The sequence below is a fragment of the Rhizobium sp. S96 genome (assembly GCF_030382195.1).
Taxonomy (GTDB): Bacteria; Pseudomonadota; Alphaproteobacteria; order Rhizobiales; family Rhizobiaceae; genus Rhizobium.
The window spans coordinates 46,798-64,674 of the sequence record NZ_JAUDRY010000004.1 but is presented as its reverse complement, the minus strand read 5'-3'; the positions used below and the strand labels follow the sequence as shown (position 1 = coordinate 64,674).

Here is a 17,877-nt window from a genome sequence, read left to right as displayed (position 1 = left end):
TGGGACATGACCTCTGAAACAATTCTCGCAAGCCTGCATCTTTCCATTCCGGAACTGATCCTCGCGATCGGTGCCCTGGTGCTGCTGATGATCGGCGTCTTTTCGGGCGAGCGGTCCGGCCGCATGGTCAGCGTTCTCGCGCTGATCGTGCTGGCGGCGGCTGCACTCTGGCTCATCTTCGTGCCGAGCGAAGGCCTCGCGTATGGCGGCGTCTTCGTGTCGGACGGCTTCGGCCGCTTCATGAAGATCACGGCGCTCATCGGCTCGATCGTGGCGCTGTTCATGTCGCTCGGTCTCGCCAAGGAGAACCAGCTCGACAAGTTCGAGTTCCCGGTACTGCTCGTGCTCTGCACGCTCGGTATCCTCCTGATGATCTCGGCCAATGACCTGATCTCGCTCTACCTCGGCCTCGAGCTGCAGTCTCTCGCGATCTACGTCATTGCTGCAATCAACCGCGAGAGCGTCAAGTCGACGGAAGCCGGCCTGAAGTACTTCGTACTCGGCGCCCTGTCCTCGGGCATGCTGCTTTACGGCATGTCGCTGGTCTATGGTTTCAGTGGCCACACGCACTTTGCCGAAATCGCGCAGGCTCTGACGATTGATGGCGCTCGTTCGCTCGGTCTGATCTTCGGCCTCGTCTTCATCCTCGCCGGCATTGCCTTCAAGATCTCGGCCGTTCCGTTCCACATGTGGACGCCGGACGTTTACGAAGGTGCACCGACGCCGGTGACCGCCTTCCTGGCAAGCGCGCCGAAGATTGCGGCCATGGCCATGATGACCCGTATTGTCATCACTGCCTTCCAGCCCGTCATGGCTGACTGGCAGCAGGTCGTGGTGTTCATCTCGATCGCTTCGATGCTGCTCGGCTCCTTCGCGGCTATCGGCCAGAAGAACATCAAGCGACTGATGGCCTACTCCTCGATCGGTCACATGGGTTACGCACTGGTCGGCCTCGCCGCCGGTTCGCAGACAGGTGTGTCGGGCGTGATGCTCTACATGGTCATCTACATGGTCATGACGCTCGGCAGCTTTGCGATCATCATGTCGATGCGCCGCAAGGATGGAACCGTCGTTGAAAACGTCGCCGATCTGGCAGGCCTTTCGACCACGAACCCCTTCATGGCGACCGTTCTGACGATCCTGATGTTCTCGCTGGCCGGCATTCCGCCACTCGCAGGCTTCTTCGGGAAGTACTTCGTCTTCGTCGCAGCCATCGAAGCCAAGCTCTATGCGCTTGCCATCATCGGCGTGCTCGCATCGGTCGTCGGCGCTTACTACTACCTGCGCGTCATCAAGCTGATGTGGTTCGATGAAGCCACCGGTGAGTTTGCCCGCGTATCCGGTTCGCTGCGCCTGGTCTTCGGCGTGTCTGGCCTGTTCGTTCTCGCCTATGTCCTCATCGGCGGTCCGATCGGTGGCGCGGCCGAGCTTGCTGCGGCGACGCTGTTCTGATGAGCTTCGACGCACGGCGCCGGATGTCGCTCGACGATTTCCGGCACGAGGCTCTGTCGGAGACATCGTCCACCAATAGCGAATGCCTTGCCCGGGCTCGGGCAGGGGACCGCGGCCTCCTTTGGATCACCGCGGAAAAGCAGACCGGCGGCCGAGGCCGCCGGGGACGCCCCTGGGTCTCGGAACGGGGCAACCTCTATGCCTCTCTTCTCCTGATCGACGCTGCTCCGATGGAACGCCTGGGCTCCTTGCCGCTGGCGATTGCCGTGGCTGTCCATCAGGCGGTGCGCGCGGTGCTTCCCGCTTCCGCCGAACCGCTCGAGGTGAAGTGGCCGAACGATATCCTGATTGGGCGCAAGAAGACCTGCGGCATCCTCGTCGAAGGCGAAAGCCTGCCGGACGGCCGCCACGCCCTGGTGATCGGCATCGGTATCAATGTCTCCGTCATGCCGGATAACCCGCTCTACCCGGTAACGTGCCTGCGTGAGCAGGGAAGTGCCGCTTCGCCGGAGGAGCTCTTTGCTCACCTCTTCGCCGCGATGGCAGAGGCGCTTGCAGCCTGGGATCGTGGCCGCGGCATTCGCGAGATTACGGCACGTTGGCGCGAAGTCGCCTGCGGTATTGGTGAAAAGATAACCGTGAACCTGCCTGACCGGTCGATTTCCGGCCACTTCAGTGGAATTGATGATAATGGCCTGTTGATGCTCGATACTGGGGCAGGCAGGATGATGACGATCGCCGCCGGCGACGTCTTCTTTGGATGATTGGAAAAACGAAGACTATGGCGAAGCAGGACGAACTTGTATTTCTGCCTCTGGGCGGCGTGGGCGAGATCGGTATGAACCTCGCTCTCTACGGCTATGGCCCGGCCGAGCATCGCCAATGGATCATGGTCGATTGCGGTGTGACCTTTCCGGGGCCCGATTTGCCGGGCGTCGATCTCGTCCTTCCCGACATCCGCTTCCTCGCCAAGCAGCGCAAGAGCCTGAAGGCGATCATTATCACCCACGCGCATGAAGACCACTACGGTGCGCTGGCCGACCTGTGGCCTGGCCTCAACGTTCCGGTCTATGCCTCGAAGTTCACCGCTGGGCTGCTCGAGGCCAAGCGCAGCTTCGAGAAGTCTGCGATCGGCGAGATCCCGATCACGCCGTTTACCGCTGGCGACACGATCAACGTCGGCCCGTTCAGCATCGAAGGCGTGGGCGTCAATCACTCGATCCCAGAGCCGATGTCGCTGATGATCCGCACGCCCGTTGGCAATGTCATCCATACCGGTGACTGGAAGATCGACCATGAGCCGTCGCTCGGTCCGCTGACCGACGAAGCGCGGTTCCGGCAGTTGGGCGACGAAGGTGTGCTGGCGCTGATGTGCGACTCCACCAATGCGCTGCGCGATGGCGTTTCTCCGTCGGAAAAGGATGTCTCCGAGAGCCTGCGCAAGATTATCGAGAATGCGGAAGGTCGCGTTGCGATCACGACATTCTCGTCGAACGTCGGCCGCATCAGGACGATTGCCGAGGCTGCGGAAGCAGCCGGTCGCGAGGTCCTCCTCCTCGGCAGCTCGCTGAAGCGCGTTGTCGACGTGTCGCGCGATATCGGCATCATGGAGGGTGTGAAGCCCTTCATCTCCGAAGAGGAATACGGCTACATCCCGCGTGACAAGGTCGTCGTTATCCTGACAGGCAGCCAGGGCGAGTCGAGGGCTGCCCTTGCCAAGCTTTCCCGTGACGAGATGCGCAATGTCGCGCTCGCGGCTGGCGATATCGTTGTTTTCTCGTCTCGCGCCATCCCGGGCAACGAAAAGGCGATCCAGGACATCAAGAACGGGCTCGTCGAGCAGGGTGTCCATTGCATCACCGACAGCGAGGCTCTTGTTCACGTCTCCGGCCACCCGCGCCGCAACGAATTGCAGAAGATGTACGAGTGGACGCGCCCGAAGATCGTTGTGCCCGTCCATGGCGAAGCGACGCATCTGACCGCTCACAAGGAGCTGGCGGAGCAGTCGGGCATCGGCATCGTTCCGCGCGTGCGCAATGGTGACGTGCTACGGCTTGCACCAGGCCCGGTCGAGGTCATCGACGAGGCGCCCCATGGCCGGATCTACAAGGACGGCACGTTGATCGGCGACTTCGACGAAATGGGCATTGGCGAGCGCAAGAAGCTCTCCTATGTCGGCCACGTTGCGTTCAATCTCGTTATCGACTCGCGTTACGATATTGTCGGCGAGCCGGATATCGTCGCCATCGGGCTGCCGGTCTATGATGACGAAGGCGACGAGATGGAAGATGCGCTTTACGATGCCGCCGTCGGCGCCATCGAGAGCATTCCGCGCGCGCGCCGCAAGGATCTGGATCTGCTGCAGGAGTCGGCGCGTCGCGCCATCCGCGCCGCGGCGAACCAGATCTGGGGCAAGAAGCCCGTCGTCACGGTCTTCATCAACAAGGTCTGATGATGCTCGGGCGCGTCAATCACATAGCAATGGCTGTTCCGGATCTCGCGGCCGCGACAGCTGTCTATCGCGACACGCTCGGAGCGACGGTATCCGTCCCGCAGGCCTTGCCGGAGCATGGCGTGACCGTTGTCTTCGTGGAGTTGCCGAACACGAAGGTCGAACTGCTCGAGCCGCTTGGGGCGGAATCGCCGATCGCGACCTTCCTCGAAAAGAACCCATCGGGCGGAATGCACCACATCTGCTACGAGGTCGACGATATTGTCGCCGCCCGTGACCATCTGGTCCGCGCCGGGGCGAGGGTGCTCGGGAACGGTGAGCCGAAGATCGGCGCGCATGGAAAGCCGGTGCTCTTCCTTCATCCGAAGGATTTCTTCGGTGCCTTGGTCGAACTCGAGCAAGTCTGAGCCGGCTGCGGCAGAGTGACACAAAGCCGGCAAATCTCTGCAGGGATCAACACCGGCCTTTGTGTTGGCACTCGATCCGGCCTATAAGCAGCCAAATCGCGATAGTCACAACGCGCTCGGCGGGACACTTTATGCTGCAGACATTTCTTCAGGGCTTTGCCGTCTATTTCATCGTCTGGTGGTTGACGCTTTTTGCCGTCCTGCCGATCGGCCTTCGCACCCAGGCGGAAGACAACGACATCGTCTTGGGTACGGTTCACAGCGCGCCGACCCGCTTCCGACCGCTGTTCGTCTTCTCGATGACGACTATCGTTTCGGCCGTGATCTACGCCGCCTGGTATATTTCTTCGAATTACTTTGGATGGGGCTTCGATGCCCTGCCGCAGATTGGGCCTTCGTTCTCGAACGTTTAAGGGCGTTTGCTCAGCATTTGAGCAGCTGCGGATTCTGCCGTCATACAGATGTCATCAAATTGCGCCATGAGCTTCCCTAACGGGATGCATGGCTCACGTTACGGCAGTTTGGCTGTGCATGGGAACGAATGCCGATGCTAAAAGGCAAAAAAAAACAAGGCTAAAAGCCTTGTTTTAAGTATCGCGTGATCCTTAACCGTTGCCGGGGCTGCGACGAGCGCGCCTAAGATCTGATCCTCCCAAGACTTGACCGCGAAATCGACAGAAATTTAGCTTCCTGCCTGTTTTGTGGGCTAAAGCTAGCTCAAAGAATGGGCTTTGTCATTAGGTTTTTTTGCATTTTTGCTACACTCTAGCATTTTTTTTCTGTTGATAAGGATTTCGTTCAAACCATTATAATCTCATGTTTTTCTTCGCGTTTATATTTTGCAGGCGCGAACTTGCATTTACGGAAGTCTGCGCGGACCTTTGCCGGGTTTCTTTCCGGCCGCGAAGCGGTTATGAACGCTCACAATATCTATCATCGCCTTCGATTCCGCGACCTGCGGTGTCCCAACAGCTTTGGAATTCGCCATGCGTCTGTCTCGCTATTTCATGCCCATCCTCAAGGAAAATCCCAAGGAGGCGGAAATCGTCTCCCACCGGCTCATGCTGCGCGCCGGCATGATCCGACAGCAGTCGCAGGGCATCTATTCCTGGCTGCCGTTGGGCAAGCGTGTACTGGACAAGGTCAACAACATCATTCGTGAAGAGCAGAACCGCGCCGGCGCGATCGAGCTCTCCATGCCGACCCTGCAGTCTGCCGAGCTGTGGCAGGAAAGCGGTCGCTATGATGCCTATGGCAAGGAAATGCTTCGGATCAAGGACCGCCAGGATCGCCCGATGCTGTATGGCCCGACCAACGAGGAGATGGTGACGGATATCTTCCGCTCCTACGTGAAGTCCTACAAGAGCCTGCCGCTCAACCTCTACCATATCCAGCTGAAGTTCCGTGACGAGATTCGTCCACGCTTCGGCACGATGCGTTCGCGCGAGTTCATGATGAAGGATGCCTATTCCTTCGACCTGACGCGCGAAGGCGCCGAGCATTCCTACAAGAAGATGTTCACCGCCTACCTGCGCACCTTCGATCGCCTGGGGCTGCGTGCCATTCCGATGCGTGCCGATACGGGCCCGATCGGCGGCGATCTCAGCCATGAGTTCATCATTCTGGCCGACACCGGCGAGTCTGAAGTCTACAGCCACAAGGACTTCGTCGATTTCGACATTCCGGCTGTTGATACGGATTTCGACGACGTCGCCGGTCTGGACGCGATCTTCAAGAAGTGGACGTCGGTCTACGCAGCCACATCCGAGATGCACGACGAAGCGGCCTTCAATGCGATCCCGGAAAGCGATCGCCTGTCGGCGCGCGGCATCGAAGTTGGCCATATCTTCTACTTCGGCACGAAATATTCCGAGCCGATGGGCGCCAGGGTGCAGGGTCCTGACGGCAAGGAACACCCCGTTCACATGGGATCCTACGGAATTGGCCCGACGCGCCTTGTTCCCGCCATCATCGAAGCATCGCATGATGAGAACGGAATCATCTGGCCAGACTCAGTCGCGCCGTTCGATGCGATCGTGATCAACATGAAGGCAGGCGACGCTGCCTGCGATGCCGCCTGCGAGACCATCTACGCCGCGCTTTCGAATGCCGGCAAGGACGTGCTCTATGACGACACCGACGACCGCGCCGGCACGAAGTTTGCGACGGCCGATCTGATCGGTATTCCGTTGCAGATCATTGCCGGTCCGCGTGCGGTCGCGAACGGCGAAGTGGAAGTCAAGGACCGCAAGACGGGCGCCCGCGAAACGATGACCATCGAAGCGGCAATCAACAAGCTCTTGGGCTAACGAGAAGGCGGGAGGCAAAATGGCAGACGCAGCGGTGGGCCAGCGGGGTTCCAAATCCGGCTTGGCTCCGGCCGGCCGGCCATTTTCCACCTTCGAGCGCCTTGTGGCGTGGCGCTATTTGCGCGCGCGCCGCAAGGAGGCGTTCATTTCGGTGATCGCCGGCTTCTCTTTCATCGGCATCATGCTCGGCGTGGCGACGCTCATCATCGTCATGGCTGTCATGAACGGCTTCCGGACGGAGCTGATTTCCCGCATCCTGGGCATCAATGGCCATATGATCGTGCAGCCGGTGGATGGGCCATTCACCGATTATGCGGTGCTGACCGACAAGTTTGCTGCGGTCCCTGGGATAAGGCTGGCGCTGCCGCTTGTGGAAGGCCAGACGCTCGCATCGGGCGCCGGCGGGGCAGGAACGGGAGCGCTGGTGCGCGGTATCCGTCCCGAAGACCTGACCAAGGTGAAAACCGTTTCCGAGAACATCAAGTCCGGTGACCTTGTCGGCTTCGCGGCCGGGCAGGGCGTTCTCATCGGTTCGCGCATGGCCGACCAGCTTGGCCTCCAGGCGGGTGACAATATTACCTTGATATCACCGGAAGGCGACATTACGCCGATGGGCGTCAACCCGCGCGTCAAATCCTACAAGGTCTCGGGTATCTTCGAGATCGGCATGTCGGAATACGATGCGTCAATCATCTACATGCCGCTCGAGGAATCGCAGCTTTATTTCAACGCAGACGGGCTGGTGCAGTCGATCGAACTCTTCGCCGACAATCCGGACGACATCGACAACCTGCGGCCAAAGGTCGAGGCCGCGGCGGGCCGCCAGATCGCCATCACCGATTGGCGCCAGCGCAACCAGACCTTCTTCTCGGCACTCCAGGTCGAGCGCAACGTCATGTTCATGATCCTGACGCTGATCGTCCTGGTCGCGGCACTGAACATCATCTCCGGCCTCATCATGCTGGTGAAGGACAAGGGCAGCGACATCGCCATCCTGCGGACGATGGGGGCGACCTCCGGCGCCATCATGCGGATCTTCTTCATGACGGGTGCGGCCATCGGGATTGTCGGGACGGTAGCCGGCGTCGGGCTCGGTGTCCTCGTCTGCGTCAATATTGAAAAGATCCGCGAGTTCTTCTCCTGGGTCTCCGGCACCGTGCTCTTCGATCCGCAGCTCTACTTCCTCAGCCAGCTGCCCGCCGAGATGAACCTCGGTGAAACGATCTCGGTGGTCGTGATGGCGCTGACCCTCTCCTTCATCGCAACGATCTTCCCTGCGTGGCGGGCCTCGAGGCTCGATCCCGTGCAGGCCCTGCGCTACGAATAAGGAATGCTCATTTCATGAAGCGGAATACCGTTCTCAAGCTTTCCGGCGTCGAGCGTCACTACGGCCAGGGAGAGACGCTGCTCTCCATCCTCAAAGGCGCGGATTTCACCCTGAACAGCGGTGAGATCGTCGCACTGGTCGCCCCCTCCGGCACGGGTAAATCGACGCTCCTGCACGTCGCCGGTCTGCTCGAACATCCCGATAGCGGCGAAGTCAGCATCAACGGTCATCCCTGCAATGGGCTGTCGGACGACAAGCGCACGGCAATCCGTCGCAGCGAGATCGGTTTCGTCTACCAGTTCCACCACCTGCTGCCGGAATTTTCCGCAATCGAAAACATCATGATGCCGCAGATGATCGCGGGTCTTCCGCGCGTCGAAGCAAAGCAGCGTGCCGCGCAGCTGCTAGATTACATGCGCATCGGCCATCGCGGCGCACACCGCCCAGGCGAGCTTTCCGGCGGCGAGCAGCAGCGCGTAGCCATTGCGCGCGCTGTCGCCAATGCGCCGAGCCTGCTTCTTGCCGACGAGCCGACCGGCAATCTCGACCCGGAGACGGCGAGCTATGTCTTCGATGCGCTGGAAGCACTCGTCCGTCAGTCTGGCCTGGCAGCCCTGATCGCAACCCACAATCACGAACTCGCGGGCCGGATGGATCGTCGCGTGACGATTGCCGATGGCAAGGTGGTGGATTTCTGATCAGGGGTGGATGAGACCGCCGCGGTAGTCCAGTTCGTAGGCCCGGCGCTCGTTCACCACGATCACTTCGCGCCCACTGAAGTGGCTGCAATCGCCGACGCTCTCGTCGGCATACAGACCGAAGGCATGCTCGAATTCCATGCCGCCGAGAAAGCGCCGATACTCGGCGTACATCTTGGACAGCGCGGCCTTGATCACGATGCCCGCGCGCTCGCCGTCGATCAGCGAATGCTCGATGATGCGGCCGAAGTAGTTCATCGCCCAGGCCGGCTTGCTGTCCAGCCAGACCACTTCCTGCCCGGCAAAATCGGTTCCGCCAAAATAGCTGTCGAGGTAACGCCACGGACCGCGCTGATAACCGATGTCATGCGATCCCGGCCGACAGGCAGGCGCAGGCCCACCGCTACCGACATAGGTGTTGGACTTCGCCTCGACGATGAAATCATTCAATGCGGCAATATCCATGCGCAGTTCCCTCCGCCGCGCAACCTCTCAAGAACGCAGGGAATTGTAAAGAACAAAAAGAGAACAGTCTCTATTGTCCGCAGATCTTTTGCCCGGTCTCGTCGGTCCATTCCGCGAGTGGGATGATGCGCGATTCGGCTTTGACACCCTTGCCGTCCTTCTGCAGCTGACCGGTCAAGGCATTGTAGTCGCAGCTGCCGGCGGCGTCCGGATCGAGCGTGTCGTAGTGATTGTAAGTATAGCCGGCAACGACGAACTGCTCGTTGCGGTAGGCGACCGTCAGCGTCTGATCCCAGCGATCCCGCCCAACGGCGCTGTTTTGTGAATGTATCGCGATCGAGGATTTGCCGACGGCCTTTAGCGACGGTTCCTGGCCGAAGATCCCGTCCGCATTGGTGCTGCCCCAGATCTTGTTTGGCGCGCTCAACGAAAGTCTGAGGAGCTCATGCTCGCTGTCACGAAGATAGATGTAGATGCCGATCTGGTCATCGCTGGCGCTGTCCGCTGGAGCAACCAACAGCGCAAGATCGTTTTTCCCGTCGGCATCCCAATCACCGCTGGCTGCATCGACGATGCGTGCCGGATCAATCTGCTCGGCTTGCGCGGTTAACGCCGCCGACAGGGTCAATCCGGCGATTAGTACAATCTTAAACATGCTTTTCTCCCGTGGCCACGCGGCCAGAAAAGCGGAAAAGATTCCTGTTGACAATAGAACAAACGAGAAACAAAATACAAACATAAGAGCACAGGAGAGCCAAATGACTGATATGATCCGCGATATCGCAGCATTCACCTCCATCGCAATGTTCGTTGCCAGCTTCTCGCTAATCTGCATGGCAATGTAGAATTCAGGGGACCGCATGGCTGCCATGCGGTCCATACGCAGGACTTAACTGGACATCGCCACTCCCAATGCCGACAATGCGCCCGATTCATTCGGATGCGCGGAAAGGCATGTCATGGCGGGTACGGAAAAGGACGGCTCGGACGGATTTATCGGCGGTACGCCGGGGTTCGTTCACCTGCGTGTTCATTCGGCCTATTCGCTTCTCGAGGGCGCTCTTCCGCTGAAGAAGATCCTCTACAAGGCGTCGGGCGACAGCCAGCCTGCAATCGCCATTACCGACACCAACAACCTGTTCGTCGCCCTCGAGTTTTCGCAGAAGGCGATGGACGAGGGACTTCAGCCGATCATCGGCTGCCAGCTGTCGATCGACATGGAAGACGGCCTGGAAACGGAGCGGCGTGGTGGCCAGCAGGCGTTGGTCAAGCTGCCGTCCGTGGTGCTTCTTGCCGCAACCGACGGCGGCTATGAACGCCTGGTCGATCTCGTCAGCCGCGCCTATCTCGGCGGTGAAGACGGCCAGGCCGTGCACATTCGCTCGTCGTGGCTCGATGAAAGCGGCACAGAAGGGCTGATTGCCCTGACCGGGGCATCGACTGGCCCGATCGACACCGCGCTCAAGGATGGACATGCAGGACGGGCCGAGGCCAGATTGCTGTCCCTGAAGCGGCTGTTCGGCGATCGACTCTACGTCGAATTGCAGCGGCACGGCACCTATGACAAGCGCCACGAGCGCAAGATGATCGAGCTCGCTTACGAGCATGATTTGCCGCTCGTCGCCACCAACGAAGCATTCTTTCCGGCGCGTGACGACTATGACGCGCACGATGCCCTGATGGCCGTGGCCCACAACGCCATTGTCTCCGACGACAGCCGTTTCAGGTTGACGCCCGACCATTATCTCAAGAGCCGCGCGGAAATGCAGAAGCTCTTTGCCGATCTGCCGGAGGCGCTGGAAAACACGGTGGAGATCGCCCGCCGTTGTTCTTTCGTCCTGAAGACCCGCAAGCCGATCCTGCCGCGGTTTACCGGTGCGACCGACGATCCCGAGGTGGCCGAGCGCGAAGAGGCGCTGGAATTGCGTCGCCAGGCCGTCGAGGGTCTCAACGATCGTCTTGTGTCGCTTGGCATGTCGCCAGGCTATGAAGAGAAGGACTATCGCGAGCGGCTGGAGTTCGAACTGAGCGTTATCGAACGCATGAAGTTCCCGGGCTACTTCCTGATCGTTGCCGACTTCATCAAATGGGCGAAACAGCACGATATTCCGGTCGGCCCTGGCCGCGGTTCCGGTGCGGGCTCTCTGGTCGCTTATGCGCTGACCATCACCGACGTGGATCCGCTGCGCTTTTCGCTGCTCTTCGAGCGCTTCCTCAATCCGGAACGCGTATCGATGCCCGACTTCGATATCGACTTCTGCCAGGATCGCCGCGAAGAGGTGATCCGCTACGTGCAGAAGAAATACGGGCGTGAGCAGGTAGCCCAGATCATCACCTTCGGTTCGCTGCAGGCGCGCGCCGCCTTGCGCGACGTGGGTCGCGTGCTGGAAATGTCCTACGGCCAGGTCGACAAGATTTGCAAGCTGGTGCCGAACAATCCAGCCAATCCGACGCCACTGTCTAAGGCGATCGAGGAGGAACCGAAGCTTCAGGAGGAAGCTGATAAGGAACCCGTCGTCGCCCGCCTGCTCGATATCGCGCAGAAGATCGAGGGGCTCTACCGCCACGCTTCGACCCACGCCGCCGGTATCGTCATCGGCGACCGCCCGCTGTCGAAGCTGGTGCCGATGTACCGCGATCCACGCTCCGACATGCCGGTTACCCAGTTCAACATGAAGTGGGTCGAGCAGGCCGGTCTCGTGAAGTTCGACTTCCTCGGCCTGAAGACGCTGACGACGCTGAAGGTGGCCGTCGATTTCTGCAAGAAGCGCGGTATCGAGGTCGATCTTGCCTCCGTCCCGCTCGACGACAAGCTGACCTACGAGATGCTCTCACGCGGTGAAACCGTCGGCGTGTTCCAGGTGGAAAGTGCCGGCATGCGTAAGGCACTGATCGGGATGCGGCCTGACTGCATCGAGGACATCATCGCGCTTGTGGCACTCTATCGCCCAGGTCCGATGGAAAACATTCCGACCTACAATGCCCGCAAGCATGGCGAGGAAGAGATCGAGTCGATCCATCCGACCATCGACTACCTGCTGAAGGAAACCCAGGGCGTTATCGTCTACCAGGAGCAGGTCATGCAGATCGCCCAGGTGCTCTCGGGCTATTCCCTCGGCGAAGCCGACCTGCTGCGCCGCGCCATGGGTAAGAAGATCAAGGCGGAAATGGACCAGCAGCGCGAGCGCTTCGTTGACGGTGCCGTCAAGAACGGCGTGTCGAAGCCGCAGGCCGACAACATCTTCGAACTGCTGGCAAAGTTCGCGAACTACGGCTTCAACAAGTCGCACGCCGCGGCCTACGCGATCGTCTCCTACCAGACGGCCTATATGAAGGCGCATTATCCGGTGGAGTTTCTCGCCGCGTCGATGACGCTCGACATGTCGAACACCGAAAAGGTCAACGACTTCCGCCAGGATGCAAAGCGCCTCGGGATCGAGGTGATCGCGCCGTCGGTGCAGACGTCGTTCCGCCATTTCCAGACGGGCGAGAGCCGCATCTATTACGCATTGGCCGCGCTTAAGGGCGTTGGCGAATCGGCTGTCGATCACATCGTCGAGGTTCGTGGCGACACATCCTTTGCCAGCCTCGAGGATTTCTGCCTGCGCATCGATCCGAAGCAGGTAAACCGCCGCGTGCTGGAAAGCCTGATCTTCGCCGGCGCCTTCGATTGCTTCAATCTCGATCGCGCCCAGCTGTCGGCCGGCCTCGACCGCATTCTCGGCTATGCCCAAAATGCCCAGCAAGAGAAAGCCAGTGGTCAGATGGGCTTTTTCGGTGCGTCATCAGGCGCGGGGCCGGAGAAAATCGCGTTGCCGCCATTTTCGCCCTGGCTTGCCTCCGAAAGGTTGCTTAAGGAATTCCAGGTCCTCGGCTTTTACCTCACGGCTCACCCGCTCGACAGCTACAACAGCGTTCTACAGAAGATGCGCGTGCAGACCTTTGCGGATTTCTCTGCCGCGGTGAAGCAGGGCGCAACCAATGCCCGACTGGCCGGAACGGTGATTTCGAAGCAGGAGCGAAAGACCCGCACCGGCAACAAGATGGGGATCATCGTCTTTTCCGATTCCTCCGGTCAGTTTGAAGCCGTCCTCTTCTCTGAAATGCTGAACCAGTACCGCGACATGCTCGAGTCAGGAAAATCCTTCGTCATCACGGCAACGGGCGAGGAGCGGCCCGAAGGCATCGGATTGCGCATCCAGACGATCCAGTCGCTGGAGGAAAAGTCGCTGCAGATGCAGAAGGCGCTGCGCGTCTATGTCCGTGATTCCGGACCACTGCGCGCGGTTGCTGCTCATCTCAATGCCAGGGGCGATGGTCTCGTCTCCTTCATCGTGATCAAGGAAGACGGCCGGCGGGAAGTCGAGGTTGAACTCTCGCAGAAATATCGCATTACGCCGGAGATTGCCGCTGCACTGCGCGCGGCGCCGGGTGTGGTGGACGTGGAACTCGTCTGACCCTTTAGTGCGTCACGGTGATGAAGTCCGTGCCGACGCCGGTCTCGGTCCCGATGCCAGTGTCTGATATGGTGATGGTCGATCCAGCTGTCAGCATCCCGTCGATCTTCTTCCGCGTATCGTCGGGTATGTCGACGCGGCTCAGCGCGTTGGCGATCGGCGTTCCCGAGATGATCGAGCTTTCGAGACCGGTGATGCCGAGCCGCTTCATCGTTTGGCGCGAGAGATTGTTTGCGAGCGTTACGCCCATCCAGCTCGCGGTGCCGTTCTCGAAATCGACCGCGCTGGCCGTAAGGAAGTGCGTTCCGAGCGCGAGCCCAGGATCGGAGATGGTCACCGGAGCCGTAAATACCGGACGGAAACCCTGCCGAACGAGAAGGACGCCATTCGGTGGTCCGGATTTGCCCGCAGCCGCATAGACGGCGTCGATCAACGTGTCACTGATGAGTGACTTGTCGTTTCCCGGGGCTAAAGGATGCTGCGACTTGAAGTCGGCGATCGCCTGAACCGTTGCCGGCCCCAGAAGCCCGTCGGGGTTGCCGACGGCAAATCCGAGATCGGCCAGCAGGGTTTGCAAGTCCATGATCGTCTCGCGCTCGCTTCTACGAGTAATGAGGATACGGATCGGTTCGTCGTTAACAGGTGCGACGATTGGCTGGACCTGCAGTCTCGGCATCGCTGTTTCGTTCATGGCGACCTGTACCGGCACTTGTCCGATCGTTGGCCTCAACTCGACGTCCGACAGGAGAGGAGCTGGCTCTGGCGCCTGCGGATGGAAGAGCGCCGGGTGATCGATCGGCCTCGGCGTGACTTCACCGTCGGTGATCACGACGGGCACACCCATCGCGGTCATCTTGTAGAGCTCCTTTGCGAATGCGCTCGGCAAACGCACGCAGCCGTGTGAGGCGGGATAGCGCGGTACGGAATTCGACTCGTGCAGCGCTATGCCGGACCATGTCAGCCTTTGCATGAAGGGCATCGGGGCTGCGGAATAGATATTGGACTCGTGATACTTCTTCTTCTCGATGACGGAGAAGATACCGCTGGGCGTCGTATGACCCGGCTTGCCGGTCGAAACCTTCGACGTCGCAATAACCTCGGTACCGTCATAGACGGCAAGCGTTTGATTGCTCTTCGAAACGAAGATTTGCAACGTGCGCGCATCTCCGGCGAAAACCGGATGCACGAGCGCGGTGGCCGACAGCAAGCCGAGGCCGAAAACGAGACGCGAGAACATTGAACCAACCAGAACGCAATACAGTGAAGGCAGCCTAGTCCTCGAAACTTAAGGAAAACTTGAAACAGCGTTCCGTGCGACCGGATCGGCACGGAACGCTGGCGAGCTTGGTGCCCTTAAGAGCGGTCGCGCTTGCCGCCGAAGGTATAGCCGGTTTCGACGGTTCCCTTACCGAACTTGTCGCGCAGCTTGTCCATGGCCGCTTCCGCAGCCGCGCGGCGGCCCGATTGCACATCGACGAGATCGCGCGGATCGGCGCGCGCGGGATCGCAAAGATCGGTGACGCCGATGCCGATCAGGCGGAATTTCGTCCCGTCGGTTTCTTTCTGCAGCATGTCGAGCCCGGTGCGGAAGATCCGGTCGGCGAGCTGCGTCGGATCTTCGAGCTTGCGGTTGCGTGTTCGCGATTTGAAGTCCGCGCTCTTCATTTTCAGAACGACCGTGTGGCCGGCAATCTCGTTCTTTTTCAATCGCCAGGAAACTTTTTCGGAAAGGCTGCGCAGGATCGGGACCAGATCGTCGTAGCGCGAGATGTCGTCGAAGAATGTGGTTTCTGCGGATACGCTCTTGGCGGCGTCGTTCAGATGCACATCTCGATCGTCGATGCCCCGCGACAGACGCGAGAGCCGCTGACCGAGGCTGCCATAGCGCCGCATGAGATCGCTCTCTTCCATCGTCTGCAACTGTCCAATGGTGCGAATCCCGTCGGCTTCCAGTGTTGCGGCAAACGCCTTTCCCACGCCCCAGATCGTTGTCACCGGGCGTGGGGCGAGAAAAGAGACCGCTTCTTCGCGTCCGATCACCGAAAATCCCCGCGGCTTTTGCAGGTCCGACGCCACCTTGGCGAGGAACTTGCAATAGGAGAGGCCCACGGAGACGGTGATGCCGATTTCCTTTTCGACGCGCCGGGCAAACTTGGCCAATGTGCGGGCAGGGGGATCGTGGTGGAGCCGTTGCGTGCCACCAAGCTCCAGGAATGCTTCATCGATCGAAAGCGGCTGCACAAGCGGCGTCAAGTCCTGCATCATCGCGCGCACTTCGCGCCCCACCTTCACGTATTTCTCCATGTTTGGCGGCAACACGACCGCCTGCGGGCAGGCTTCGAGCGCCTTGAACATGGGCATCGCCGAGCGGACACCGTGTATGCGTGCGATGTAGCAGGCGGTGGAAACGACGCCGCGCTTGCCTCCGCCGATGATCACCGGCTTGTCGGCAAGGTCGGGATTGTCACGCTTCTCGACCGTCGCATAGAAGGCGTCGCAATCAATGTGCGCCAGCGTCAGCTCGTAGAGCTCGTCATGCCGCACCAGGCGCGGGCTGCCACATGCCGTACAGCGGCGTGCCTCGCTCTTCTGCTCGGCAAGGCAGTCGCGACAGAAGCCGGGCGTCTTGGAAGGCAGTTGCAACATGGCTGAGAACAAAGGTTGAACATCGCGACATTAGCCCCTAAGCTTGTGAGTCTCAAGAGCGTCGCGAAGCTTTTGGTGGCGCGTCCACGTCGGTGTCATGCGCCGCATGCGGCAATGTATGCCGGCCGTAAAATGCCGGGAAAGCCGTACGGTGCGCTCCGTTTCAGCCGGTTCGGGAGGTTACCGGTGCGGTGCCGGATGCCATGTGTGCCCGCAACAGGTCGTGTGCGTGCTCCCATCCCGAGGCAGCGACGATCGGATCGACCGGAACCGGTGCGAAAGGCTTGAAGTCGGCATTGGCCATCATCGTCACGAGCAGGCACTCGGGGACATGCTCGCCGACAGAGAGGAGATTGCGTTGCATATCATCGATGAACGCGACAGGCAGATCTCGTCGATCGTGCAGCTCCGCAACGACGGGCCCCTTCGGCTGTTCGGTCGCAATCATGTCGAAGGCGAGCTCGAAGCGGTCGAGAAGGCGGCGCCGGACGCCATGGTGGCGCGGTGGCATGGCGGTCAGAAAAACGATGTCCGCCTCGTCGGAAAGGGCTTGCAACGTTTCGATCGCGCGTTCCGCCGGCGTTTGCCACAAATCCTGGCTGGCGAAGAACGCATCCTCGAAGGTGTCAACCTGTTCGCGGTCGAGTTCGCTGCCGTCCAGCAGCGAGACGATGTTGCCGTGCAGTCGGAAAGAGCGCGGCAGGAGATCGCAGCGTTGCGAACGAAGGAAAGCGGTGAACGGTGTCAGGAACTCCAGGACCACCTCGTCGATATCGCAGACGATAAGGGGGCGGTCGCCGAGGCGCACCTGACTGGCATTGGTCACGATCTCCATTCTCAATACTCCCCCGACCCCAGGCCCGGCGGCGAGAAATGCAACCACGCCGCATTCAGCGCTTCTGGCGACGTGCCGGTCGCCTCGCAAAAGGCAAGGGCGGTGGGCTCGTGCTGCATCAGAAAATCCATCATGCCGGAAAGAAAGCCCGGATCGCTTATCGCGGTGCGGACCTGTGCGGGCTCAACCCCTGTCAGGGCAAGGAATCGGCCGAAAAGATCTGGGTCATTTGCAAGCCAGGCAAGAACGGCAATTGCGGTCTCTTGCGGGTCTGCGGCGCGCTGTTTGGAAGTCTTGAAGTTGCTCTGCATTTCTCGGGCTAAATTACCTATTTTTCAACCAAATACCGATAACATTCAGCCATCGGTTTCATGGGTCCGTGCGTTCGCATGTCATACTTATGCGGCTGAACGGTTGCCAGAACGGACTTAGGACGCGTGTCATGCCCAAGCAGGTGATGATTGTAGAAGATAACGAGCTCAACATGAAGCTCTTTCGCGACCTCATCGAGGCGTCCGGCTACACGACGATTCAGACCCGCAATGGGATGGAAGCGCTGGAACTTGCCCGCAAGTATCGCCCCGATCTGATCCTCATGGATATCCAGTTGCCGGAAGTCTCGGGCCTCGAGGTCACCAAGTGGCTGAAGGAAGACGACGAGCTGCACGTGATTCCGGTCATCGCCGTGACCGCTTTTGCGATGAAGGGCGACGAGGAGCGTATCAGGCAGGGCGGCTGCGAGGCATATGTCTCCAAACCCATCTCCGTTCCCAAGTTCATCGAAACGATCAAGACATACCTTGGGGATGCCTGACGCATCGGAAAGAAG

The 17,877-nt window shown here is 60.0% G+C and carries 16 protein-coding genes; 10 read left to right on the top strand and 6 right to left on the bottom strand.

Annotated elements, in window-relative coordinates; genetic code table 11:
* Positions 1-6: 6 nt before the first annotated feature.
* From nuoN to QTL94_RS04980, 8 genes are all read left to right on the top strand, one after another.
* The gene (gene nuoN / locus QTL94_RS05015; RefSeq protein ID WP_065694134.1) at positions 7-1,452 is read left to right on the top strand and encodes an NADH-quinone oxidoreductase subunit NuoN; all 1,446 of its coding nucleotides are present in this window, start codon (positions 7-9) and stop codon (positions 1,450-1,452) included.
* Complete coding sequence (locus QTL94_RS05010) at positions 1,452-2,216, top strand: biotin--[acetyl-CoA-carboxylase] ligase (protein ID WP_289800799.1); 765 nt, start codon at positions 1,452-1,454, stop codon at positions 2,214-2,216. The genes nuoN and QTL94_RS05010 overlap by 1 nt, the downstream gene beginning before the upstream one ends.
* A gap of 17 nt (positions 2,217-2,233) precedes the next feature.
* Entirely contained in the window at positions 2,234-3,904 is a 1,671-nt protein-coding gene (locus QTL94_RS05005) for a ribonuclease J (protein WP_289800798.1), read from the top strand.
* A 2-nt stretch (positions 3,905-3,906) separates the two neighbouring features.
* The gene (gene mce / locus QTL94_RS05000) at positions 3,907-4,311 is read left to right on the top strand and encodes a methylmalonyl-CoA epimerase (protein ID WP_289801055.1); all 405 of its coding nucleotides are present in this window, start codon (positions 3,907-3,909) and stop codon (positions 4,309-4,311) included.
* Between the two features lie 131 nt (positions 4,312-4,442).
* The gene (locus QTL94_RS04995; protein WP_065694138.1) at positions 4,443-4,724 is read left to right on the top strand and encodes a DUF1467 family protein; all 282 of its coding nucleotides are present in this window, start codon (positions 4,443-4,445) and stop codon (positions 4,722-4,724) included.
* A 573-nt stretch (positions 4,725-5,297) separates the two neighbouring features.
* Positions 5,298-6,620 (top strand): proline--tRNA ligase, encoded by a 1,323-nt coding sequence (gene proS, locus QTL94_RS04990; RefSeq protein ID WP_289800797.1) that lies wholly within the window; start codon positions 5,298-5,300, stop codon positions 6,618-6,620.
* Positions 6,621-6,639: 19 nt separating this feature from the next.
* Positions 6,640-7,947: a lipoprotein-releasing ABC transporter permease subunit gene (locus QTL94_RS04985; protein ID WP_289800796.1), complete on the top strand. Its 1,308-nt coding sequence runs from the start codon at positions 6,640-6,642 to the stop codon at positions 7,945-7,947.
* A 14-nt stretch (positions 7,948-7,961) separates the two neighbouring features.
* Positions 7,962-8,645, top strand: coding sequence for an ABC transporter ATP-binding protein (locus QTL94_RS04980; RefSeq protein WP_065694141.1), 684 nt, complete (start codon positions 7,962-7,964; stop codon positions 8,643-8,645).
* Here QTL94_RS04980 and QTL94_RS04975 read toward each other — a convergent pair whose 3' ends face one another.
* Entirely contained in the window at positions 8,646-9,110 is a 465-nt protein-coding gene (locus tag QTL94_RS04975; protein ID WP_289800795.1) for a DUF5680 domain-containing protein, read from the bottom strand.
* 70 nt (positions 9,111-9,180) lie between these two features.
* Positions 9,181-9,765 carry a hypothetical protein gene (locus QTL94_RS04970; protein ID WP_289801054.1) on the bottom strand — a complete coding sequence of 195 codons (585 nt, stop codon included), beginning with the start codon at positions 9,763-9,765 and terminating at the stop codon, positions 9,181-9,183.
* Between the two features lie 304 nt (positions 9,766-10,069).
* On the opposite strand from QTL94_RS04970, the gene dnaE reads away from it, so the two are divergent.
* Positions 10,070-13,567 carry a DNA polymerase III subunit alpha gene (gene dnaE, locus QTL94_RS04965; RefSeq protein ID WP_289800794.1) on the top strand — a complete coding sequence of 1,166 codons (3,498 nt, stop codon included), beginning with the start codon at positions 10,070-10,072 and terminating at the stop codon, positions 13,565-13,567.
* Positions 13,568-13,571: 4 nt separating this feature from the next.
* On the opposite strand, the gene QTL94_RS04960 is transcribed toward dnaE, so the two are convergent.
* The 4 genes from QTL94_RS04960 to QTL94_RS04945 all read right to left on the bottom strand — a co-directional run bounded on the left by QTL94_RS04960 (position 13,572) and on the right by QTL94_RS04945 (position 17,359).
* Positions 13,572-14,804 (bottom strand): L,D-transpeptidase family protein, encoded by a 1,233-nt coding sequence (locus tag QTL94_RS04960; protein ID WP_289800793.1) that lies wholly within the window; start codon positions 14,802-14,804, stop codon positions 13,572-13,574.
* A gap of 116 nt (positions 14,805-14,920) precedes the next feature.
* Positions 14,921-16,213, bottom strand: a complete 1,293-nt coding sequence (locus tag QTL94_RS04955; RefSeq protein WP_289800792.1) for a DNA polymerase IV — start codon at positions 16,211-16,213, stop codon at positions 14,921-14,923.
* Positions 16,214-16,376: 163 nt separating this feature from the next.
* On the bottom strand, positions 16,377-17,048 hold the full coding sequence (locus tag QTL94_RS04950) for a hypothetical protein (RefSeq protein WP_065694147.1): 672 nt from the start codon (positions 17,046-17,048) through the stop codon (positions 16,377-16,379).
* Between the two features lie 2 nt (positions 17,049-17,050).
* On the bottom strand, positions 17,051-17,359 hold the full coding sequence (locus QTL94_RS04945) for a DUF3572 domain-containing protein (RefSeq protein WP_065694148.1): 309 nt from the start codon (positions 17,357-17,359) through the stop codon (positions 17,051-17,053).
* A gap of 131 nt (positions 17,360-17,490) precedes the next feature.
* Between QTL94_RS04945 and QTL94_RS04940 the strand changes: the two genes are divergently transcribed.
* A complete protein-coding gene (locus tag QTL94_RS04940; RefSeq protein WP_065694149.1) occupies positions 17,491-17,862 on the top strand; it encodes a response regulator in 372 nt (123 codons plus the stop codon).
* Positions 17,863-17,877 lie beyond the last annotated feature (15 nt).

Excerpts from the sequence above, each read along its gene's own strand:
- QTL94_RS04995 (WP_065694138.1), top strand. The coding sequence starts at position 4,443 with ATGCTGCAGACATTTCTTCAGGGCTTTGCCGTCTATTTCATCGTCTGG.
- dnaE (WP_289800794.1), top strand. The coding sequence starts at position 10,070 with ATGGCGGGTACGGAAAAGGACGGCTCGGACGGATTTATCGGCGGTACG.
- QTL94_RS04980 (WP_065694141.1), top strand. The coding sequence starts at position 7,962 with ATGAAGCGGAATACCGTTCTCAAGCTTTCCGGCGTCGAGCGTCACTAC.
- QTL94_RS04950 (WP_065694147.1), bottom strand. The coding sequence starts at position 17,048 with ATGGAGATCGTGACCAATGCCAGTCAGGTGCGCCTCGGCGACCGCCCC.
- QTL94_RS04940 (WP_065694149.1), top strand. The coding sequence starts at position 17,491 with ATGCCCAAGCAGGTGATGATTGTAGAAGATAACGAGCTCAACATGAAG.
- QTL94_RS04955 (WP_289800792.1), bottom strand. The coding sequence starts at position 16,213 with ATGTTGCAACTGCCTTCCAAGACGCCCGGCTTCTGTCGCGACTGCCTT.
- QTL94_RS04970 (WP_289801054.1), bottom strand. The coding sequence starts at position 9,765 with ATGTTTAAGATTGTACTAATCGCCGGATTGACCCTGTCGGCGGCGTTA.
- QTL94_RS04960 (WP_289800793.1), bottom strand. The coding sequence starts at position 14,804 with ATGTTCTCGCGTCTCGTTTTCGGCCTCGGCTTGCTGTCGGCCACCGCG.
- QTL94_RS05005 (WP_289800798.1), top strand. The coding sequence starts at position 2,234 with ATGGCGAAGCAGGACGAACTTGTATTTCTGCCTCTGGGCGGCGTGGGC.
- proS (WP_289800797.1), top strand. The coding sequence starts at position 5,298 with ATGCGTCTGTCTCGCTATTTCATGCCCATCCTCAAGGAAAATCCCAAG.
- QTL94_RS04975 (WP_289800795.1), bottom strand. The coding sequence starts at position 9,110 with ATGGATATTGCCGCATTGAATGATTTCATCGTCGAGGCGAAGTCCAAC.
- QTL94_RS04945 (WP_065694148.1), bottom strand. The coding sequence starts at position 17,359 with ATGCAGAGCAACTTCAAGACTTCCAAACAGCGCGCCGCAGACCCGCAA.
- nuoN (WP_065694134.1), top strand. The coding sequence starts at position 7 with ATGACCTCTGAAACAATTCTCGCAAGCCTGCATCTTTCCATTCCGGAA.
- QTL94_RS05010 (WP_289800799.1), top strand. The coding sequence starts at position 1,452 with ATGAGCTTCGACGCACGGCGCCGGATGTCGCTCGACGATTTCCGGCAC.
- mce (WP_289801055.1), top strand. The coding sequence starts at position 3,907 with ATGCTCGGGCGCGTCAATCACATAGCAATGGCTGTTCCGGATCTCGCG.
- QTL94_RS04985 (WP_289800796.1), top strand. The coding sequence starts at position 6,640 with ATGGCAGACGCAGCGGTGGGCCAGCGGGGTTCCAAATCCGGCTTGGCT.